The sequence below is a fragment of the Helicobacter acinonychis genome (assembly GCF_900461455.1).
GTDB classification, from domain to species: domain Bacteria; phylum Campylobacterota; class Campylobacteria; order Campylobacterales; family Helicobacteraceae; genus Helicobacter; species Helicobacter acinonychis.
Genome location: NZ_UGIA01000001.1, coordinates 1,345,673 through 1,367,470, shown reverse-complemented (window position 1 = coordinate 1,367,470; position 21,798 = coordinate 1,345,673). Strand labels below are relative to the sequence as shown.

General features: G+C 37.2%; 20 protein-coding genes, 1 tRNA gene and 3 pseudogenes. 13 read left to right on the top strand and 11 right to left on the bottom strand.

Going from position 1 to position 21,798, the window contains the following annotated elements:
- Positions 1-317 precede the first annotated feature (317 nt).
- On the top strand, positions 318-1,460 hold the full coding sequence (locus DYI00_RS06730; protein WP_011578542.1) for an alanine dehydrogenase: 1,143 nt from the start codon (positions 318-320) through the stop codon (positions 1,458-1,460).
- 91 nt (positions 1,461-1,551) lie between these two features.
- Positions 1,552-2,969, top strand: a pseudogene (locus tag DYI00_RS06725) (DUF262 domain-containing protein).
- A 45-nt stretch (positions 2,970-3,014) separates the two neighbouring features.
- Here DYI00_RS06725 and DYI00_RS06720 read toward each other — a convergent pair.
- Positions 3,015-3,770: an outer membrane protein gene (locus tag DYI00_RS06720; protein WP_011578547.1), complete on the bottom strand. Its 756-nt coding sequence runs from the start codon at positions 3,768-3,770 to the stop codon at positions 3,015-3,017.
- 278 nt (positions 3,771-4,048) lie between these two features.
- On the opposite strand from DYI00_RS06720, the gene DYI00_RS06715 reads away from it, so the two are divergent.
- The 4 genes from DYI00_RS06715 to DYI00_RS06700 are packed head-to-tail and all read left to right on the top strand — an operon-like array spanning position 4,049 to position 8,117.
- Entirely contained in the window at positions 4,049-4,900 is an 852-nt protein-coding gene (locus tag DYI00_RS06715; RefSeq protein ID WP_011578548.1) for an NAD(+)/NADH kinase, read from the top strand.
- Positions 4,901-4,923: 23 nt separating this feature from the next.
- Complete coding sequence (locus DYI00_RS06710; RefSeq protein WP_104709259.1) at positions 4,924-6,498, top strand: DNA repair protein RecN; 1,575 nt, start codon at positions 4,924-4,926, stop codon at positions 6,496-6,498.
- Entirely contained in the window at positions 6,495-7,802 is a 1,308-nt protein-coding gene (locus DYI00_RS06705; protein ID WP_011578550.1) for a putative RqcH family protein, read from the top strand. Before DYI00_RS06710 ends, DYI00_RS06705 begins: the two co-directional genes overlap by 4 nt.
- 18 nt (positions 7,803-7,820) lie before the next feature.
- A complete protein-coding gene (locus DYI00_RS06700) occupies positions 7,821-8,117 on the top strand; it encodes a hypothetical protein (RefSeq protein WP_011578551.1) in 297 nt (98 codons plus the stop codon).
- Between the two features lie 778 nt (positions 8,118-8,895).
- On the opposite strand, the gene DYI00_RS06695 is transcribed toward DYI00_RS06700, so the two are convergent.
- Positions 8,896-9,759, bottom strand: a complete 864-nt coding sequence (locus DYI00_RS06695) for a 3'-5' exonuclease (protein WP_041600246.1) — start codon at positions 9,757-9,759, stop codon at positions 8,896-8,898.
- On the bottom strand, positions 9,737-10,390 hold the full coding sequence (rpe, locus tag DYI00_RS06690) for a ribulose-phosphate 3-epimerase (protein WP_011578553.1): 654 nt from the start codon (positions 10,388-10,390) through the stop codon (positions 9,737-9,739). The genes DYI00_RS06695 and rpe overlap by 23 nt, the downstream gene beginning before the upstream one ends.
- A gap of 71 nt (positions 10,391-10,461) precedes the next feature.
- On the opposite strand from rpe, the gene DYI00_RS06685 reads away from it, so the two are divergent.
- Genes DYI00_RS06685 through DYI00_RS06670 form a run of 4 tightly spaced genes read left to right on the top strand, consistent with a single transcriptional unit; the run spans position 10,462 to position 13,109 of the window.
- Complete coding sequence (locus tag DYI00_RS06685; RefSeq protein WP_104709258.1) at positions 10,462-11,334, top strand: class 1 fructose-bisphosphatase; 873 nt, start codon at positions 10,462-10,464, stop codon at positions 11,332-11,334.
- Positions 11,334-11,537 carry a hypothetical protein gene (locus DYI00_RS06680; protein ID WP_011578555.1) on the top strand — a complete coding sequence of 68 codons (204 nt, stop codon included), beginning with the start codon at positions 11,334-11,336 and terminating at the stop codon, positions 11,535-11,537. Before DYI00_RS06685 ends, DYI00_RS06680 begins: the two co-directional genes overlap by 1 nt.
- Positions 11,538-11,551: 14 nt before the next feature.
- Positions 11,552-12,448, top strand: a complete 897-nt coding sequence (locus DYI00_RS08085; protein WP_172460804.1) for an SAM-dependent methyltransferase — start codon at positions 11,552-11,554, stop codon at positions 12,446-12,448.
- Positions 12,441-13,109, top strand: a complete 669-nt coding sequence (locus DYI00_RS06670) for a hypothetical protein (protein WP_050711599.1) — start codon at positions 12,441-12,443, stop codon at positions 13,107-13,109. The genes DYI00_RS08085 and DYI00_RS06670 overlap by 8 nt, the downstream gene beginning before the upstream one ends.
- On the opposite strand, the pseudogene DYI00_RS06665 reads toward DYI00_RS06670, so the two are convergent.
- The 6 genes and pseudogenes from DYI00_RS06665 to DYI00_RS06640 all read right to left on the bottom strand — a co-directional run.
- Positions 13,086-13,571: pseudogene (locus DYI00_RS06665) on the bottom strand (YihY family inner membrane protein); the annotation flags it as partial. The gene DYI00_RS06670 and the pseudogene DYI00_RS06665 sit on opposite strands and share 24 nt — an antisense overlap.
- Positions 13,571-13,783 (bottom strand): annotated as a pseudogene (locus DYI00_RS06660) (biotin synthase); the annotation flags it as partial. The pseudogenes DYI00_RS06660 and DYI00_RS06665, both read right to left, overlap by 1 nt.
- Before the next feature lie 72 nt (positions 13,784-13,855).
- Complete coding sequence (gene thyX / locus DYI00_RS06655) at positions 13,856-14,482, bottom strand: FAD-dependent thymidylate synthase (protein WP_011578560.1); 627 nt, start codon at positions 14,480-14,482, stop codon at positions 13,856-13,858.
- A 26-nt stretch (positions 14,483-14,508) separates the two neighbouring features.
- Positions 14,509-16,302 carry a glutamine--fructose-6-phosphate transaminase (isomerizing) gene (gene glmS / locus DYI00_RS06650; RefSeq protein WP_104709350.1) on the bottom strand — a complete coding sequence of 598 codons (1,794 nt, stop codon included), beginning with the start codon at positions 16,300-16,302 and terminating at the stop codon, positions 14,509-14,511.
- Entirely contained in the window at positions 16,303-16,542 is a 240-nt protein-coding gene (locus DYI00_RS06645) for a DUF2443 family protein (RefSeq protein ID WP_011578562.1), read from the bottom strand.
- A gap of 23 nt (positions 16,543-16,565) precedes the next feature.
- Entirely contained in the window at positions 16,566-17,111 is a 546-nt protein-coding gene (locus tag DYI00_RS06640) for a nucleoside phosphorylase-I family protein (RefSeq protein ID WP_104709349.1), read from the bottom strand.
- Positions 17,112-17,252: 141 nt separating this feature from the next.
- Here DYI00_RS06640 and dnaA point away from each other — a divergent pair, with 141 nt between their 5' ends.
- Together dnaA and DYI00_RS06625 are read left to right on the top strand one after the other, a co-directional pair.
- Positions 17,253-18,602, top strand: a complete 1,350-nt coding sequence (gene dnaA, locus DYI00_RS06635; protein WP_011576992.1) for a chromosomal replication initiator protein DnaA — start codon at positions 17,253-17,255, stop codon at positions 18,600-18,602.
- Positions 18,603-18,826: 224 nt separating this feature from the next.
- The gene (locus DYI00_RS06625; protein ID WP_104709348.1) at positions 18,827-20,263 is read left to right on the top strand and encodes a competence protein; all 1,437 of its coding nucleotides are present in this window, start codon (positions 18,827-18,829) and stop codon (positions 20,261-20,263) included.
- Between the two features lie 2 nt (positions 20,264-20,265).
- On the opposite strand, the gene DYI00_RS06620 is transcribed toward DYI00_RS06625, so the two are convergent.
- Positions 20,266-20,341 (bottom strand) — tRNA-Phe (locus DYI00_RS06620).
- Between the two features lie 72 nt (positions 20,342-20,413).
- Here DYI00_RS06620 and DYI00_RS06615 point away from each other — a divergent pair.
- Positions 20,414-21,166, top strand: coding sequence for an exodeoxyribonuclease III (locus DYI00_RS06615; RefSeq protein ID WP_104687290.1), 753 nt, complete (start codon positions 20,414-20,416; stop codon positions 21,164-21,166).
- Here the strand turns inward: DYI00_RS06615 and DYI00_RS06610 are convergent.
- Positions 21,163-21,798, bottom strand: coding sequence for an outer membrane protein (locus DYI00_RS06610; protein ID WP_104687291.1), 636 nt, complete (start codon positions 21,796-21,798; stop codon positions 21,163-21,165). The two genes, DYI00_RS06615 and DYI00_RS06610, sit on opposite strands and share 4 nt — an antisense overlap.

Here is a 21,798-nt window from a genome sequence, read left to right as displayed (position 1 = left end):
TAGCGCTATTCCCTCTTGCACCTACAAAAAGCCCTATGCCAATCGTCCCCACCTAAAGCGATCATCATCAGTTGGTTTAAGCCAATGTCCCTGCTTAAGGTCGTGTTGTCTTTCATTATGCACCTCCTTTATTAGTCAAGTGTTCTTTATTTTAAACCCCAACCAACAATTAAAAAATAATAAGAAAATGGATAACAAACAAAAAGCATTTCATTGTGTAAAAGAGTAAGATTATTTGAGATTTTAAAAGAAAGATACCCAATCGCTTAAGGGAATGAGTATAATCACAATTAACACTATTCTTTAAAGGATGCAACATGGATATTGGGTTAGTCAAAGAGAGCATGGATTTAGAATCACGAGTGGCTTTGGTGCCTGATGATGTGGCGTTACTCACTCAAAAGGGCGTGGGGGTTTTAGTGGAAAATAATGCCGGTGCTAATAGCGGTTATAGTAACGTTGCGTATGAAAGCGTAGGAGCCAAAATCGTGGATTATAAAGTGGCGTGGGGGCAGGATTTGGTAGTCAAATGCAAAGAGCCTTTAGAGCATGAATACCCTTTATTGAAAGAAAAAGCGACTCTGTTTAGCTACTTGGATTTAGCGTATCAAAAAAGCTTGTGCGAAATGTTTATTGATAAAAAAATCACTTCTATTTGCACGGAGACTATCGCTGGACCTAAAAACGACTACCCTATTTTAGCACCTATGAGCGTGGTGGCTGGGAGGTTAGCGGCGCATTTAGTCCAACACTATTTATTGGCTTTAGAGCATGTCAAGGGGTTTATGGGCAAGGGGATCATGCTAGGGGGTTTATCTGGAGCACAAAGGGCTAAAATCGTCGTAATCGGTGGCGGCGTGGTTGGCATGGAAAGCGCGAAAGTTTTAAGCCAAATGGGGGCTAAAGTAACGATTTTAGAATTAGACTACGCTAAATTGCAAAACCACCCCTATTATCATTTGTATGATTTGGAAGTTTTGAGCGTGAATGAAGCCAATATCATCCACGCTCTAGAGGGGGCTGTGGGGTTAGTGGGAGCGGTGCTAGTGACAGCGAGCCAAACCCCTAAAGTGATTTTAAGAAGGCATTTAAAGTGCATGCAAAAACAAGGGGTGGTGATTGATGTGGCTTGCGATTTAGGGGGTTGTATAGAGACCATACACCAGACAAGCCATTCTAACCCAGTATATGTAGAAGAAGATTTATTGCATTATGGCGTGCCTAACATACCAGGGATTGTCGCTAAAACAAGCTCTATGGCTTATAGCCATGCGAGTGTGCCGTATTTGTTGTATTATTTAGAGCATGGTTTAAAGGGCTTTTTAAAAGCTAACACTAAAATCGTGGCGAACACGCTTGGAGGTTTGAGTGCTTATAACGGCTATATCACTCAAGAAGGCATCGCTAAAGCTTTCAATGTGGCGTTCAAATCGCCCTTAGACGTTTTAAATGAACTTTGAAAGCAAGTTTTAAACCGCATGGCTATCAAACCATGCATTTTAGTATTTAGAAATATTTCAAAAAAACATTTTTTAATGTTATAATCTATCTATCCCAAATCATACAAGGGGTTTTTATGGCAAAAAAATTGACAGCAACGATCTCAACCTAAGAAGTATTTTAAAAAATGAACTCTATTGCCAAATCCCTATCTACCAACGCCCTTATCAATGGACAGAAGAGAACTGCGAAAAGCTTTTAGGCGATTTGTTTTTCAATTATGAAAATTATAGGGAAAGCGATTATTTTTGCGGCTCACTAGTCTTAATCGTAACTTGCAGTGATCCTGAAACCAATGCCAACACCTATGATATTGTAGATGGCTAGCAACGCTTAAGCGCTTTTATCTTACTTGCAAAAGTTTTAGCCGTTCTTTATCGTGAATATCTAAACCGAACTAGCAGAGATTTTTTAGAAAAGAGTTTAAGCGATACTGATGAAGAAAAAAGAAAACGACTGAGTTTTAACACTATAGGGTCTAACGCTAAAAAAGATTTTGAGAATGCATTAAAATATTTTGATAGTTCTCATGCAAATTAAGAATAAAAATAACAAGAACAACTACTTAAAAAATGCAATTTTCTTAAAAAACTATCTTGAAAAAAGAGATTGGAGACATTAACGCTTTTATTAAGTGGCTTTATCTTAGGGTCATATTTATTAAAACCACTTGCCCCAATGTCAGCATGGCGTTAAGGATTTTTAGCGTTTTAAACGCTAGGGGTTTGTTAACGCGACAGATATTTTCAAGGGGGAGCTGTTAAAACACGCTAAAGAAATGATGGTTATTGGCGTGTTATTTTGTGCACTAGTTTGTTGCACGACTATAGCCAAAAAGACATAGACGCTTTAAAAGAATTGTTAGTCAAATTTTACTACCAAGATTGGATTGCAGGGCAGACAAAATCCACACGCGGCCAAACTTGTTGCAACATTATTAATGCCCTGAAAGAAAAGAAAAGCATTGAAAATATTACTTTTATTATGAAAAAATTATTTAGATAATCACAATGTAACGCAACACTTTAAAGAAAACCTAGAAGATAAAAACTTGTATCAAAACCTCAACAACAAAAAGAATTCATGTCTCAATCCCATTCTCATTTTAGTCAATTATTTTATGAGCGATAACGCCAACCCCACTTATATTAAAAAGGATGACGATTTTCATGTTGAACGCATCTTACCTCAAAAGCCCAATCCTTCAAGCCAGTGGGCGAAAGACTTTTAGCGAAGAATAAAGAGAGCTTTACACACACTCTTTAGGCAATCTCACGCCTTTAGGGGGCACGAAAAACAAGCAAGCTTCAAATAGGGATTTTAAAGAGAAAAAAGAAATCTATAAGGGGAATGCTACCACACAAGGCAAGAAAAATTCTAAGGTAATGACTTGTTATAATATAACCAAAGATATTGCGTTCAACTACGCAGAATGGACGCCCAAAAGTTTAGAAAAAAGAAAAGAATAATTGATTCAAATCATTGAAAGCACGCTAAAACTCTAGGGGAATACCCTAGAAAGTGAATACATAATTCACATACCACGAATACACACGCCTAAACCCCATATCCAAGTCTTTTGCGGTAATGTAGGGGTTTTTCTTTAGCATGGGGAATTTCACGCCTGCTTCAATGCTAGAGTGTTTTAAGACCCTAATGCGAGCACCCACATTGAATAAAAACTGGAATGAAGTGGGTTTTTTACTCACCAACGCTTGCTCCACCAAAAACCCTTCAAAGCTCGGCGTTGACATAATCCATGAATTCCCAGCGAATTGCACCCCACCAAAAACCCCTAAACTCATGATACCATTGTTGATGAAATTGACCATCAAATCCATAGCCCCTCCATAAGTGAGCATGTTGGGCGAAAAGATCTTGGGGTTAGCGAGATTGGATAAGCGATTGACTTGAGAAAGGGTGTTATCGGCTTGATCCTCACCGATTTGGTCAGCCAATTGCTCAACTTTACCCAAAGAGTTTTTATAGTTAGGGTTTTTAAGCTTGAGAGAGCTAGCACGCGCATAATCAAGAAACCCATAAGCGCGCAAGCCAAAGTATTTCCCAAAGAAAAATTGATACCCCACATTCACATCAAAGCCTCTGATGGGGGCACTAGTGACTTGTTTGTGAGAATTGATATTCGCATGCATTTGTGCCTCCCCTTGCAAATAACCCGCTCCTATAAACACGCCATTACTATCCATCGCCAATAGCGTATTCACAGACATAACCAAAGCTAGCAAAGGTTTAGAAAAAAAATTTTTCATTTATGACTCCCTAAAATATAATTTTTTGTTACTTGAAAAGAATACCAAAAAAATAATTAAAAAAGGTTTAAAATGAAATATTTTGGTAAATAAAGATAAAACTTTGCTCTCATCAAATACAAATAACCAAAACTTTTTATTTTTTAAAAATTGGAATTTTTAGCCTTGCCTTAAAACTCATTTTCTTAAAGAAATGAAATTTACACAACCATGATAAAAAAGCAGCTAAAACCCCATCTTTTAAAATTTTGTTTCAAGCTTTAAGCTACAATATACGCATGAAAGATTCACACCAAACTATCGGCGTGTTTGTGCGGCCTACCCACCATCAAAACCCTCTTTTTAGCGAGCTGACACAAGCTAAAGAATGGGTTTTAAGGCTTTTAGAAGATGAAGGGTTTGAAAGCTTTATGGCTGATGATAATGGGTTGAAAGATGAACGCTTGATAGAAAAAGCTTATGCGTTTTTGTGTTTAGGAGGCGATGGCACGATTTTAGGGGCTTTAAGAATGATGCATTCTTACAATAAGCCATGTTTTGGGGTTAGAATGGGAAATTTAGGGTATTTGACCGCTATTGAGCTTAATGAATTAAAAGATTTTTTACAAAATCTCAAACACAATAAAATCAAACTAGAAGAGCATTTGGCTTTAGAGGGTCGTATTGAAGAAATCTCTTTTTATGCGATCAATGAAATTGTGATCACTAGAAAAGAAGCTTTAGGGATTTTAGACATAGAAGCCTGCGTGAGCCATACGCCTTTTAACACCTATAAAGGCGATGGGCTTATCATTGCCACGCCCCTAGGCTCAACCGCCTATAATTTGAGCGCTCATGGACCCATTGTGCATGCTTTAAATCAAAGCTATGTTTTAACGCCCTTGTGCGATTTTTCTTTAACACAACGCCCCTTAGTGCTAGGGGCGGAATTTTGCTTGAGTTTTTGTGCAAATAAAGACGCTCTTGTCATCATTGATGGGCAAGCCACTTATGATTTGAAAGCTAACCAAAAACTATACATTCAAAAAAGCCCCACGACCACCAAACTCTTGCAAAAAAACTCAAGGGATTATTTTAAAGTACTTAAAGAAAAGCTGTTATGGGGGGAAAGCTCTAGCAAAAAAAACTAAAAACATTAAAAAGGGTAAAAAGCATGCAAGATTTCAATAACGCTCAAATCACGCGCTTAAGAGTGTTTCAAAACGCTGTCTTTGAAAAGCTAGATTTAGAATTTAAAGACGGCTTGAGCGCGATTAGTGGGGCTAGTGGTGTGGGAAAAAGCGTTCTTATTGCGAGCCTTTTAGGGGCGTTTGGGCTTAAAGAGAGCAACGCTTTAAACATTGAAGTGGAATTGATCGCCCCTTTTTTAGACACTGAAGAATACGGCATTTTTAGAGAAGATCATAATGAGCCTTTAGCCATTAGCGTGATCAAAAAAGAAAAAACGCGCTATTTTTTAAACCAAACAAGCTTGTCTAAAAACACCCTTAAAGCGTTATTAAAGGGGCTTATTAAACGCCTGTCTAACGATAGATTCAGCCAGAATGAACTCAATGATATTTTAATGCTCTCCTTACTAGATGGCTATATTAAAAATAAAAACAAGGCGTTTAGCCCCCTTTTAGACACACTTGAAAAAAATTTTATCCATTTAGAAAAACTAGAAAAAGAAATGCGATCGCTAGAAGATAAAAAGCGTTTTCAAAAGGATTTAGGAGAGCGTTTGAATTTTGAAAAAATGAAATTAGAGCGCTTAAATTTAGAAGAAGGCGAATACGAACGCCTTTTAGAACAAAAAAAATTACTCTCCAGCAAGGAAAAATTGAACGATAAAATCGCCCTCGCTTTAGATGTGCTAGAAAATACCCATAAAATCACGCATGCTTTAGAGAGCGTGGGTCATAGCGCTGAATTTTTAAAAAGCGCTTTAATGGAAACAAGCGCCTTATTAGAAAAAGAGCAGGCTAAATTAGAAGAGTGCGAGCATTTGGATATTGAAAAAGTGTTAGAAAAACTTGGCATCATTAGCGGAATTATTAAGGATTATGGGAGCATTACGCATGCTAAAGAGCGTTTGAATCACATTAAAAACGAGCTTCATAATTTAGAAGAAATTGACAATCATTGCGAAACCCACCACAAAGAAATAGAACAATTAAAAGCCGAATGTTTGAAATTGAGCGAGCAAATAAGCGTTTTTAGAAAAGAGCATTTAGCCGGATTTAACGCCCTTTTAAGCGCTAAAGCGAAAGACTTGCTGTTAAAAAGCCCTAGTTTGATTTTAGAAGAAGCCCCCATGAATAGCAAAGGCGCTCAAAAACTTATTTTGAATTTACAAAATTCCCAATTAGAGACTTTAAGCTCTGGAGAATACAGCCGTTTGAGGTTAGCGTTCATGCTTTTAGAAATGGAGTTTTTAAAGGATTTTAAAGGCGTGTTGGTGTTAGATGAAATGGATTCTAATTTGAGCGGTGAAGAGAGTTTAGCGGTTTCTAAAGCCCTTGAAACTTTGAGCAGCCATTCGCAAATCTTTGCCATTTCGCACCAAGTCCATATCCCAGCGGTCGCCAAAAACCATATTCTCGTATTCAAAGAAAATCACAAAAGCCTTGCAAAAACCCTTAATAGCGAAGAAAGGGTGTTAGAGATCGCGCGCATGATAGGGGGGAGTGAAAATATAGAGAGTGCGATTTCTTTCGCTAAAGAAAAATTAAAGGCGCAAGAATGAAATTTTTTCTTTTAAAGAAATTCAGCGAATTTTTAAACACTCAAACAAGCTTCACTCTCAAACGCTTGAATGCGTCTAGTTTTTTATTAGAGACTTTTTCAAAAGAAAAATATGCCTTTGTTGTGGATTTGAATATGCCTTATATTGGTTTGTCTAAAAAACCGCTAGAGAGCGTTTTAAAAAACGCTCTAGCGCTAGATTTTTGTTTGAATAAATTCACTAAAAACGCCAAAATTTTACAAGCAAATACCATTGATAACGATCGGATTTTAGAAATCAAAGGCGCTAAAGATTTAGCTTATAAGAGCGAGACTTTTATTTTGCGCTTAGAGCTTATCCCTAAAAAAGCCAATCTTATGATTTTAGATAAAGAAAAATGCGTGATAGAGGCCTTTCGTTTCAATGACAGAGTCGCTAAAAACGATATTTTAGGGGCATTGCCCCCTAATACCTACGAGCATCAAGAAGAGGATTTGGATTTTAAGGATTTGTTAGAAATATTAGAAAAAGATTTTTTATTCTATCAACACAAAGAATTAGAACACAAAAAAAATCAAATCATCAAACGATTAAATACCCAAAAAGAACGCTTAAAGGAAAAATTAGAGAACTTAGAAAACCCTAAAAACTTGCAGCTAGAAGCCAAAGAATTACAAACTCAAGCCTCCTTATTGCTCACTTATCAACATTTAATTAACAAGCATGAAAGTTGCGTGATTTTAAAAGATTTTGAAGATAAAGAATGTGCGATTGAAATTGATAAGAGCATGCCCTTAAACGCCTTTATCAACAAAAAATTCACTCTTAGCAAGAAAAAAAAACAAAAATCGCAATTCTTGTATTTAGAAGAAGAGAATCTAAAAGAAAAAATTGCCTTTAAAGAAAATCAAATCTATTATATTAAAGGAGCGACAGAAGAAAGCGCTTTAGAAATGTTTATGCCGGTAAAAAATTCTAAAATCAAACGCCCAATGAATGGGTATGAAGTGCTGTATTATAAGGATTTTAAAATCGGTTTAGGGAAAAACCAAAAAGAAAATATCAAGCTTTTACAAGACGCAAGGGCGAATGATTTATGGATGCATGTGAGAGACATTCCTGGATCGCATTTGATCGTTTTTTGCCAAAAGAACGCACCCAAAGATGAGATCATCATGGAATTAGCCAAGATGTTAATTAAAATGCAAAAGGATGTGTTTAATAGTTACGAAATTGACTACACGCAACGAAAATTTGTCAAAATTGTCAAAGGAGCTAATGTTATTTACTCAAAATACCGAACTATTAGCCTAAAGGACACTTAAACATTCAAGGAGGTTAGCATGGGTGTTTCCGCTTTAGGCAATGTAACTTATATCAACCAGAACGCTCCTTTAAATTCTGCTATCCAACAGGGTGCAAGAAGTGATATGCTAGATTTAGCACAAAGCTTTCAAAGTAAGCTTGAATTAGCCCAAGAAACAAGGGCGTTAGAAAACATGCAAGCCATTAGCGATAAAGATCATAAAGAAGGCTCTAAAAACCGCTATCAAAATAGCCAAAGAGCTAAGGCGTTTGGTCTAGAAGAAGAAGAGATTGAGTTATGGCATGAAGAGCGTTTGTTGGATATTGTGGGGTAGGTGTTGCAAATAACCCATATCCCATATCTTTTAAGAAAATAAATTTCATACAAAAACAACGAAAAAGGCGATCAAATAAGAGGTTACTCTAATATCTATGATGGAATTTTAAATCAAAATACCCTTTATGCTACCGCCTTATCAAAGAGAATGCACACGCTACACTTTTATCCAACAAGATTAAAAAACATTCAATTCTCCCCAATACAGACGAACTTACCTTATAGATACTATGAAAGAATATGATTTTGAATATTTTGGTGGAACTTCTTTCTGTCAAAAACACTTTAGCGCCAATAACTATAGAAATCTAAAAGAGTGTGTATATGAGTTAATGAGCAAAGAGTTTGAAATGGAACTCTCTTGGCAAGACAATGCTTATTAAAATTCTTATGCAAAAAGAACAAACATAACGCCCCATCAAAGACAAACCCACTTGAAAAGGAAACCCCTAAGCTTGAAAGCTTAAGGGAACACTCTTGAGCTCAGCGTTTCACAGAAACGACTCCTTTAAGCTCCAAAAAAAGCAAACTCAAAGTACAATTCTTTCCAAGAGCGTTTGTTATGTGGCTTTGGTATAACATGCTCCTTAAAATATCGGTTTGCCCCATATTGCAACTATAGGGCGTGATGAAATCCTACAACCCTTAAAGTTTCTATTCAATCAAACGCTAAAAACAAGTCGTTTTAAAGCAAACAAGCGATAATCTCAATAGGTTTTACAACTAAAAACAATAAAAATCCTAGCCCTAGTCAAACCCCATTAAACGGCTTTTGTTTAACTGGTTGCTTTTATGATATTTAACAAACCTTTTGTTCTCTCAAAAAGAGGGAATGGCGATGGGATCTCTTGGTGTCTGGCTCTTGGAGATCTTTTGATTAGAGTGTTAGCGCATTTGGAAAAATCAATCAAATCTATCGTGGTTTTGACATAATTAGGCAAGTTTAATAGGCATATTTCAAAGAGCTTGTAGCTCGCTAAAGCGTCCGCATAGGCTCTATGGCTGACCTCTATACCAAACCCTAAAAGCTCTTTTAAAAAGCTCAAAGAATAGCGCATGGATAAAATCGCGCGCCTGGATAAATCCAAAGTGCAAAGCTTTAAATTCAATAAAGGGCAATGCAGTTTTTCTACAAAATAACGCCCTAAAAAATTATAATCAAAATTAGCGTTATGGGCCACAAACACGCTATTACCCAAAAAAAGCCGCAATTCTTGCAAGGCTTCATGCACGCTTGGGGCGTTTAGGGTGTCTTCATAAGCGATGCCTGTAAGATCAGAAATATAATCGGGTACGCTTTTGACTTTCACAAGGGTTTCAAAACGATTAATAATTTTCCCACCGCTCACTTGCACGGCCCCAATTTCTAAAATCTCATGCTTTAGGGGGCAAGATCCGGTGGTCTCTAAATCAATAAAGGAAAAAACTTCATCTTTAAGGGGGGTTTTAAGGTTTTTGAGCGTGATTAAATTTTCGTTCGTTTCTATGAAATTAAGCCCGCACGCTTTTAAATACTCCAAATTGATTTCATCATAGATAAGGCGAGAGAGCGATTTTTCTAGCATACCCAAGCTTAAATCCTGGTTTTTTAAGCGAGCGATTAGGGCTTGAATATCTTTATGCAAGAGATTTATTGGCATTCTGTAAGCCTTCAATAGCTAGCTTACGATCTTTAGATTTAAAAATATAACTCCCTGAAACCACAATGTCCACATCCGCTTGTTGGAGTTCAAAGATATTTTGATCATTCACGCCCCCATCCACTTCTAAAAGACAGCTAGGGTTGTAGCGCTTGATCAACTCTTTGACTTTCAAGCATTTTTCTAGCACTAAATCTAAAAACTTCTGTCCGCCAAAGCCCGGATTCACGCTCATTAAAAGCACTAATCCCACGCTTTCTAGCAAGTATTTAACGCTTTCTTCATGCGTGTGAGGGTTTAAGACAATTCCTGGCGTGATGCCTAAACTTTTAATGAGTTGCAACACTCTGTGGGGGTGTTTTTCATTTTCTGCATGAATGCTGATGATTTCTGGCTTTAAAGGGGCGAATAACTCTACAAAAAAGCTCGCATTTTCTACCATTAAATGCACATCTAAAGGCACTTTGCTCATTCGGGTAACATTTTCTAAAATCACAGGACCCATCGTTAAATTAGGCACATAATGCCCATCCATCACATCCACATGCAAAAAATCAGCACTACTCACACTCTCTAACTCTTTGGCTAAATGCATAAAATCAGCGCTCAAAAGGCTTGGGGCTACTTTCAAAATACTTCCCTATTTTCAATGTTTTCAAGTAAAATATTAGCATCTTTAATCAAATCATAAAAGGGTTTTTCATGGATTACAAACATTTTAAAGGCGTGCATGCAAACATTGTTATAGAGGTTATCAGTCTTTTAGAAAAAGGAGTTAAAAAAGCTCAAGAGATTTTAGAAAAACCAGATGCAGGGAGCCACACCAAGTTAGAAAATAGCAGCGGAGATACGCCTATTAAAGCGGATTTAGCTCTAGACAAATTTTTAGAAGAAAATTTTTTAAGTTTAGAGAATGTGAAAAGCGTTTTTAGCGAAGAAAAAGAAAAACCTGTTACTAAAGAAAACGGCTCGTATTTGATCGCTTATGACCCACTAGATGGGAGTTCAGTCATGGAGGCGAATTTCTTAGTAGGCACGATTATAGGGATTTATGAAAAGGATTATAAGGCTCACAATTTAGCCGCAAGCCTTTATGTGGTTTTTGGGCATAAGATTGAATTAGTGGTGGCTTTAGATCAAGTTTATCGTTACGCTTTCTATCAAAACAAGTTTCATTTTATAGAAACCATCGCTTTAGAAAATAAGGGTAAAATCGTCGCTAGTGGGGGCAATCAAAAGGATTTTTCTATGGGCTTGAAAAAGGCTTTAGAGGGATTTTTTACAGAAAATTACCGCTTGCGGTATTCAGGATCTATGGTGGCTGATGTCCATCATGTGCTCATCAAAAAGGGTGGGGTGTTTTCTTATCCGCAAAAGAAATTACGAAAGCTTTTTGAAGTCTTTCCTTTAGCCTTGATCATTGAAAAAGCTAAGGGGGAAGCGTTTTATTTTGATAAGGGGGTTAAAAAGCGTTTGTTGGATCAGGGCGTAGAAAGTTACCATGAAAAAAGCGAATGCTATTTGACTAGCCAGCACGAAGCTCAAATTTTAGAAAAATATCTAAAGGGGGAATGATGCAAAATAACGCTAAAAAATTAGCCTATGAAGAGCGTTTCAATGACGCTCTTTTGAAATTGCAAGCATGCCAAGAAGAAAAGCAAGTAGTAAGTTGCTTGAAGTGCGAGCAGGTTTTAAATTGTGAGATTCGCAAAAGCTATGTGAACGCCGCTTATGAAAGCATGAGTTTAGGCGAAGCGGGTGGGTTTGATTTCAATTAAAAGCTGGATCAAAAATGGTTAGTGATGCTATCTTACAAAAGAATTTAGACGCTTTTTACACCCACCCCAAAATCGTGCGATTTTGTTTGGATTCATTAAAAGATCTCATCGCCCAAAGTTTAGGGCTAGATTTAAGTGCATTCCATTTTTTAGAGCCAAGTGCAGGGAGTGGGAGCTTTGTTCATGCATTAAAAGAATTAGGGATTAAAAATTGCCTCGCCCTTGATATTGCCCCAAGCGCTCAAGGCATTCAAAAGAAAGATTATTTGTTGGAGTTGATTGGGTTTAACAAAAAGCGTGTTGTTATTGGCAACCCTCCTTTTGGGCATAGAGGGAAATTAGCCCTAGATTTTTTAAACAAATCTTTAAGCGAAGCGCCTATCGTGGCGTTTATTTTGCCCAATTTGTTCAAACGCTATTCCATTCAAAAACATATTGATAAGCGTGCAAAATTGGTTTTAAACACCCCTTTAGAAAAAAACGCTTTTCTTTTTAATGAACGCCCCTATGATGTGAAATGCGTTTTTCAAATCTATATGCATAAAAATATCGCTTTAAATCTTAAAGATGAACGAATCATTGCACCCCCCAAAATCCGCCATGATGATTTTATCACTTATATTCATAATAACACGCCACACACCCTTAAATATTTCAATAAAGAAAAATACCAATGGGATTTTGCGGTGGTGAGACAAGGCTTTTATGACTACAACGAAAAGATCACCAATGCAAAATTGCTTATCAAAAACCGACAATACTTTTTCATTAAAGCCCACTCCAAAGAGGCTTTAGCCATTATCAATCAGGTTGATTTCAACAAACTCGCTCATAAAAACACGCAAGTTTTGGGGTTTTCTGCTTATGATTTTGTGGAAGAATATTGCAAATTAAAGGAAATGCATGCTTGAAAAAGTGTTTCAAGAAATTACCAATAAAAGAAAATTTTTTGCAAGTTCTCACACAGGGGAGCAATTTGAAAACAAATTCAGGAATGAATTAAAAAAACACTTTAGCGAAATCAATGGCGATTTAATCGAAGAATTAAGCCATATTGAAGAAAAGCCTAGCAAGGAAATCAAAGCCACTTTTAACCAACTCAAAAAGCAAGTTTTAGAAAAAAATCACCCCCATACCCTTAAAAACCCTTTTTCAAACCTTACAGACCATTTTTTATACCAACCTTTTGGATCACAAAATTACCCTGATTTTTTGGTTTTTACCCCTAATTATTTGGTAGGAATTGAAATAAAGTTCTCTAAAAACGATAAGGGTGAAAAAAATCTTCAAACTTCTCGCCCCATGTGGAATTCAAACTTGCCTAAACCTAATGCAATTTATGTGTATGGAGTCGCTAATGCAGACATTGCTTTTTTTAAAGGATCAGATATTTTGAGTCATGAAACCAGAGAAGTTTTACTCAAGTATTTTGATAATTTAGATAAAGATGAAGAAAGTTTGAAAAACGCCTTGAAAAATTTAGAAAACCCCTTTGGGTTTGCCCCTTACATTAGAAAAGCTTATGAGCATAAAAAAGAATTTTCTAACCACCACCAAAGGCAAAGCGAATAAAAACACTAAAGTCGTGCCAAACCCCCAAAACAAAAAGATTTCTTTACCTCTGCAACGCGCATAATCCCTAGGCTTTGCATCAAAAATCTTGGATGCAATGGATCGGTAATTTTCACAAAACAACACCAACGCCACCACAATAGACACCGCTTCAAGAGTGCCTAATGCCGTATTGGTTTTTTTAAAGTTTTCCAAAAAATCCTTGATCGCACCAATGAGTTTGGGGGCGTTAGGGAAAATCAAGGCTTCCACTTCACCGCTGTGCGCTTGCATGTAATCAGACACAAAAAGACTGAACACAAACAACAAAATGGGCGATAAGGACAAAATCGTGTAAAAACTCAAGCTTGAAGCGTAGTAAAACAACTCGCTTAACCCCCAAAAGGCGTTTTTCAAGCGCTGGGGGAAAATCATTTTAAGAAGGCACAAAAACCCTCTGATGCTTTTAAAAAGTTCTCTCATTAATGACAGCTTGCCGCCATTTTCAAGCCATAAGAGAGCAGTCTTTCTATATCTTTTTTAGGGGCTTTGCCTTTGGTGGTTAAATAGTCCCCTAACACCACTGCGTTGATGCCGTATTCAAAAAGCTTGGCTTCCTTTTTATCGTTATCTTTAAACACCACTTCACGCCCCCCAGCTGCCATAAGCCTAGCGTTAGGCAAAAATTCTTTGGCTTTAATTTCTAAATCTTTGATTGATCTAAAATTTGATATTTCCATCTTTGTCAATTCCATTGCTGCTCGCTTTTAGCGCTTCAAACAATCCTCAAACAAATATTGGTGCTCGCAAGGCAAAGCGTCAAACAAGGCTTTCGCTAAATCTTGCATTTCTTTTAAGGCTTTATTACTGCTTCTTAAAGTCAATAAATTTTGCAAGCTCCTAGCGTTAATGCTATAAGCTAAATGCGTTTTATAGCTTTCAGGCATGGCGTATTTGGCTAAATCGTTTTTGATGTTATGCTCGTTCAATAAAACCCTTAAATTTTCTAAAGCCAAAACGCTCATTTCATTCACTTTCTCATTATCCACAAAAACTAAAAACTCTTCCGCCCTCGCTAAATTCGTTTCATTAAGGGGTAAAAAACTCTCCACTTCTTTCAATTCCCTTAAAGTGTAACGGCTTGATTTCACGCTCAAGCTCGCTATTCTGTGTCGGCTCAATTCTTGTAACGCCCCCCTACTCAAACCCTTAATTTCAAAATTGTAATAAAGATGCTCCAAAGTGGAAGAATGCCTAAAGATATTCCCCACCCTATGGATCAATGCCTTATCCTTACAACCTCCATCATCGCTGTATTCAAAACTTTGCCAGCAAGTGCGGATCGCTTGGCTTGCAATGTCTAAAGGGGTGTGATGCTTACAAATCACTTCCATTATTTTACTCCTGTATCGCTATTAGCTCATTCCACGGTTACGCTTTTAGCCAGATTTCTTGGGTGATCCACATCATGATTTAAGCGCATAGCGATTTCTAAAGCTAAAAGTTGCATCGCTAAATTCATGCGGAAAAATTCTTCCATGTAGCTTTCACTCTCTTCTAATTGGATAAAATCATCAGCGATTTCTAAAACTTCAGAGCTTAACACGCAAATCGTAGAATCCCTAGCGCTCAATTCTTCAATATTGCTTTTTGTTTTATCAAACAATAAATGTTTAGACAATAACGCAATAGTAAAAAGGTTAGAATCCACCAACGCAATAGGCCCATGCTTCATCTCTGCACTCGCATACCCTTCAGCGTGCAAGTAACTAATCTCTTTAAGTTTTAACGCCCCCTCTAAAGCAAGCGGGTAAAACACATCGCGCCCAATATAAAAAAAGCCATGCCCATGCAAGTAGCGTTTGGATAGGCGCTTGATTTTTTCATGCAATTTAGACTCTATTTTCATCGCATTCACGCTATCTAACATGTTTTTAGCTTGGATCTTTTCTTCTTCTTTAGAAATCGTCCCTAGTTGTTTGCCCACATACACGCTCAAAAGCCATAAAAGCATCACTTGCGAAGAAAACGCCTTAGTAGATGCCACGCTCCTTTCTACCCCCGCTCTAATCAACAAAGTGTGATCGCTAATGCGGTTCATCATGCTAAAAGGGGCGTTACACAAACTAATGGTTTTAAGCCCTTGCGCTTTGGCTAATTTTAAAGCCTCTAAAGTGTCAGCGGTTTCTCCGCTTTGAGAAATCGCTATAAAAAGCTCGTTAGGGTTGCTTTTGAAATTGGCGTAGCGGTATTCGCTCGCTAAAATGGCTCTCGCTCTTATTTTGGCCAACCTTTCAAACAAATACACGCTCGCCAAACTCGCATGATAGCTACTCCCACAAGAACACAGCGTGATCTCACTCACATTTTCTAAAAATTTAGGATCGATCTCGCAATACACATTCAAGGCTTCCAAACGCCCCTCTAAACACTCTAACAAACTGCTATGCTGCTCATAAATCTCTTTTTCTAAATAATTCCTAAAATTCCCTTTAGAATAATCCTTATTGTCAAAGGCGTAATCTTTCATGTTTTCAATGTGTTTTAAATCTTGAAAATTCTCTAAAGAAATTTGCCCCACGCTGTTTTCTTCTAAGATGACAAATTGCTCCACTTTAGGGGCTAACACGCTCAAACTTGACGCAAAAAACAACCCCTCTTGCCCCTTACCCACGATTAAAGGTGAAGAAGATTTAGCGTAAAACAAGCTCTCTTTGGCCCTTTTATGGAGCATTAAAATCGCATAACTCCCCTCTAAAAGGCTGATGCTTTTTTCAAAGGCTTTCAATAAATCGCTCTCGCTTTTAAGCGTTTCTTCTAAGAGATGTGCAATGACTTCCGTGTCCGTTTGGCTCAAAAACGCATGCCCTTTATTTTCTAATCCTTTTTTCAAACTCGCATAATTTTCAATGATCCCATTATGCACTAAGGCTAAATTTTCTGTAAAATGCGGATGGGCATTCACGCTGTTTGGTTTCCCATGCGTTGCCCATCTGGTGTGAGCGATACTCACGCCAAAATTCAAAAACTCCTTATCTTTAAGCTCTGATATAAGGTTTTCTAATTTCCCTTGAGCTTTAAACACTTCCAAACGATTATCGCTCAATATGGCCAAACCAGCACTATCATAACCTCTGTATTCTAATTCCTTCAAGCCCTCTAAAAGAATGGATTTTTTTTCACTATTCCCTATATAACCTACAATCCCACACATTTAAAACACCAATAACCCTTTTTTGATTTTATTTAAAGCGTTGATAAGCTCCTTTAGGCGCTCCACTTCTTCGCTTAATTGCGTAAAAAACGCTTCATTCACGCTCTTTGGCATGTCCATGCTCCCTCTTTTAATCTCAATAAAATCCCCCAAACTCAAATTCGCTAATTTTAAAAGCATTTCAATTTCATTTTGCGAATCTTCAATATCCGCTAAAATCTTGCGCATTTTTTCAAACATTTGATTGCCTTTAATTTAGAATGCTACATGATAGCTAAACTATCAATCGTGTTTTCTAAAACTTGTTTGACTTTGGCGTGGTTTTCCTTAAATTCCTTGCGTGCATTAAGCCCCACATGATTACTCACGCAAAAAATCCCTTTAGCCTTTAAAGAAAAAGTTTTAGCCACGCTCAAAACGCTAAAAAACTCCATGTTTTCTAATAAAACGCCCTTTTGAACCATTTTTGCAGCAAACATTTCGTTTGTATGGATATAGTTACTGCTATTCACACGCGCCCTTTTAAAAAGCGCCTTCTCTTTAGTTTCTATTTGAATGAAATTGTCTAAAGGCGTGTAGCTATTTAGATGGCTAAAACTCTCTTCAATTTGATAGCCTTGAGCGCTTTCAAACACGCTTAAAAGCTCAATTTCTAGGCTATAACTCCCCGCGCTCCCTATAAAAATAACGCTCTCTATACTAGGGTTTTTTAAGCATATTCTCGTTAGGTTTATCGCGCTTTCTATCAAACCCACACCAATAGGTACCGCTCCTTTTAAAGCTTCATTTCTTCCAGCACAAAGCAGCATGAAAATCCTTTTTTCGCTTATTATTGAAGTAAGCATTATAGACAAACCTTTAAAAAAATACCTTAATTTAAGGCTTCATTCACATTTCATTCACATGTCTTTCCTTTTTCATTCACAACTTATTCACGCTATAATAACGTTATGGATACGAATAACGACATTGAAAAAAGAATCTTAGAGTTAGCCAAGCAACAAGTTAGCCCTATAGAATACGAAAATTACTTAAGCCAGCTCAAATACAACCCTAACGCGAGCAAGAGCGATATTGCCTTTTTTTACGCCCCAAACATGGTCTTATGCAGCACCATTACGGCTAAATACAGCGCGTTGCTCAAAGAGATTTTGAGCCAAAATAAAGTCGGCATGCATCTAGCCCATAGCGTGGATGTGCGTATTGAAGTAGCCTCTAAAGTCCATGTTAGCGATCATTCTAATATCAATTACAAAGCCACAAAATCCAGCATCAAAGACTCTTACACTTTTGAAAATTTTGTCGTAGGCTCATGCAATAACACCGTTTATGAAATCGCTAAAAAAATCGCCCAAAGCGACACTCCCCCTTATAACCCGGTGCTTTTTTATGGCGGCACAGGGTTAGGCAAAACGCACATTCTAAACGCTATCGGCAATCATGCCCTAGAAAAGCATAAAAAAGTCGTGCTAGTCACTTCTGAAGATTTTTTAAGGGACTTTTTGAAGCATTTGAACAACCGCTCCATGGATTCTTTTAAAGAAAAATACCGCCATTGCGACTTTTTCTTATTGGATGACGCCCAATTTTTGCAAGGAAAACCCCAACTAGAGGAGGAATTTTTCCACACTTTCAACGAATTGCACGCCAATAACAGACAAATCGTGTTGATTTCAGACAGATCGCCTAAAAACATCGCCGGTTTAGAAGATCGCCTAAAATCGCGCTTTGAATGGGGGATAACCGCTAAAATCATGCCCCCTGATTTAGAAACCAAGCTTTCTATTGTCAAGCAAAAATGCCAGCTCAATAAAATCATTTTGCCTGAAGAAGTGATGGAATACATCGCCCAACACATCAGCGACAATATCCGCCAAATGGAAGGAGCGATCATTAAAATCAGCGTGAATGCAAACCTAATGAACGCCCCTATTGATTTGAATCTCGCCAAAACCGTTTTAGAAGATTTGCAAAAAGATCAGGCTGAAGGCTCAAGCTTGGAAAATATCTTACTCGCTGTCGCACAAAGCTTGAACCTAAAATCCAGTGAAATCAAAGTCTCTTCACGCCAAAAAAATGTCGCTTTAGCAAGAAAATTAGTCGTGTATTTTGCAAGGCTTTATACCCCAAACCCCACGCTTTCGCTCGCTCAATTTTTGGATTTAAAAGATCATTCAAGCATTTCTAAAATGTATTCTAGTATCAAAAAAATGCTTGAAGAAAAAAACCCCTTTGTCTTAAGCCTTAAAGAAGAGATTAAAAACCGCTTGAATGAATTGAATGACAAAAAACAACACTGAATTTGAGTGAATGAAAAAAGGCTTATCAAAAAGCGTTTCATTCACTTTTTTCTAAACCCCACAACCCCCTAAAAAACGCACACCCTTAAAGCCTTATTAATGTTTCATTCCATTGATTCACGCCCCTACTACTGTTACTAAATATCTTTTATTTAAGCCTTATTTTACCCATAATCTTTATCCAATCTCTTTTTAAGCTATAATCAAAACAAAAAGGAACTTGCATGAAAAAAATCCTTTGTCTTTTCTTGCTTTTTTTAATCCCCCTTCAAGCTTTTGTCATCGAACTTTTAGAAGAAATCAAAACCTCACCATCTAAAGGCACTTTTAAGGCTAGAATCATAGATTCTAACGAACCAAAACAGGTTTTAGGGACTTACAAAATCTCACCACACCAAAAACTCACGCTCACTATCACCCATATCGCTAAAGAAAATTCTTATCAACCTCTCAATGATAAACCTTCTTTAGAAACGAACTTAAACCCCAATCGCTCTATTATCCCTAAAAACACGCAAATTGTCTTTTCTTCAAGAGAATTAAAAGACCCCTACTCCAACCAAACCACTTCTTTAAATTTGCCGAAACAAAAACCACAAAACAAACCCAGTTCATCGCAACAATCTCAAAAATTTTCCTATTTGGATTACCCTAACAAACTCAATTCTAAAGCTCCTAAAAATAACCTTTTAGTGCCTTTAAGTCTCCCTAAAACAAAAAGCGAAGCCAAAACAGGCGACACGACTTCTGAAAACTCTTCATCCAATCAAGGAGGTGGGATTTTTATGGTGCCTCAAACTGAAAAAACCCTCTCTAACGATAAAACCCCTAACGCTGACACAAATGAAAGTAATGAAAACAACGAAAATAATGAGAACAATAATAATGAAAATAGTGGGGAAAAACAAGCCATTAGAGATCCTAATATCAAGGAATTTGCGTGCGGAAAGTGGGTTTATGATGATGAAAATTTACAAGCCTATCGCCCAAGCATTTTAAAACGCATTAATGAAGACAAACAAACCACCACAGACATTACCCCTTGCGATTACAGCACGGCTGAAAATAAAAGCGGTAAAATCATCACCCCTTATACCAAAATCTCTGTTCATAAAACAGAGCCCATAGAAGAGCCCCAAACTTTTGAAGCTAAAAACAATTTCACGATTCTTCAAGCTAAAAGCACCACAGAAAAATGCAAAAGGGCTAGAATGCGAAAAGACGGCACTATTAGGCAATGCTATTTGATAGAAGAGCCTTTAAAACAAGCATGGAATAGCCAATATGAAATCACTTCTCAGTTAGTGAAAGCTACTTATGAACGCCCTAAACAAGATGATCAAATAGAGCCAACTTTTTATGAAACCAATGAATTGTCTTATTCTTCTACGCGAAAAAGTGAAGTCACACAAGATGAATTGAAATTGGATAAAAAATTCATGGAATTTGTGGAAGTGTATGAGGGGCATTATTTAAACGATGCAATCAAAGAAAGCAGTGAATACAAAGAATGGGTTAAAAACCATGTGCGTTTGAAAGAAGGGGTGTGCATGGCGTTAGAGATAGAAGAAAAACCGCGAGCTAAAAGCACGCCTTTGAGCGTTGAAAATTCTGAAGTTGTTTGTGTGAAAAAAGGGAACTATTTATTTAATAGGGTTTGAAATGGTGGCTTGAGGCGGAATCGAACCACCGACACGAAGATTTTCAGTCTTCTGCTCTACCGACTGAGCTATCAAGCCAAGCAAAAGCTAATTATCACATAAAAAAGGTAAAATAAAGCTTAAAGATTAAAAAATTGAACAAGGATTAAAATGAAATTGATTTCATGGAATGTGAATGGTTTGAGAGCTTGCATGACTAAGGGCTTTATGGATTTTTTCAATAGCGTGGATGCGGATATTTTTTGCATTCAAGAATCTAAAATGCAACAAGAACAAAACACCTTTGAATTTAAAGGGTATTTTGATTTTTGGAATTGCGCGATCAAAAAAGGCTATTCTGGGGTGGTGACTTTCACCAAAAAAGAGCCTTTGAGCGTGAGCTATGGTATCAATATTGAAGAGCATGACAAAGAAGGGCGCATCATCACTTGCGAGTTTGAATCGTTTTATTTAGTGAACATTTATACCCCCAATTCCCAACAAGCCCTATCCAGACTCAATTACCGCATGAGTTGGGAAGTAGAGTTTAGAAGATTTTTAAAAGCTTTAGAGTTGAAAAAACCTGTCATTGTGTGCGGAGATTTGAATGTGGCTCACAATGAAATTGATTTAGAAAACCCTAAAACAAACCGAAAAAATGCAGGCTTTAGCGATGAAGAGAGAGGGAAATTCAACGAGCTTTTAAATGCCGGTTTTATTGACACTTTCCGTTATTTTTACCCCAATAAAGAAAAGGCTTATACTTGGTGGAGTTATATGCAACAAGCGAGAGATAAAAATATCGGTTGGCGCATTGATTATTTTTTATGTTCCAATAGTCTAAAAACGCGTTTAAAAGACGCTTTAATCTATAAAGATATTTTAGGGAGTGATCATTGCCCAGTAGGGTTGGAATTGGTTTAGAGGTAGAAAGTGTGCGAAATAAAAATAGCAAACATTCTCACAAAAGGAGAGTTGTATTCAAAGGCAAAAGGCCATTTGACCCCCACTTCTATGCTAGCGTCGTGGTTGAATAGCACGGTTTGGAATTTAAACCCCACCAAGCCCAGCATCCTAAAATTAGAGGTTTTGAGTGAAAACCCTTGAATGCTGCGCCAATCATCGATGATAAAATTCGCGCTGTGTTTGGAAATCGTCCATGTGTTTTCTGCAATTTGCATGCCGTAAAAAAGCGAAAAAACATACATGGGGTTTTTATTGTATTCCACGATCAAATCCCCCCCCAAGCCGTAAGTGAACATGTTCGCTTGAGCGCCCGTTCTCTTATTGAGCATCACATTCCCATAATCCATAAAAAAATAATAACGAGAATAAAACCAGTAATTAGTGGGGTTAATCTCCCAGCCTAAAGAAAAGCTCGCCCCTTCGATCGTGCGTTTCAAGTCGTTGTATTTTTGCATGATCATCTTGCCCACTTGGTATTGGGAAGCCACATAAAAACGGCTTTTTGCTTTTATAATGGGGGGGCTTAAAAAAGAAACGCTTAAAAACAGGGGGGTTATTTTTTTAAGCAAATCCTTTGAAAAACGTCTCAA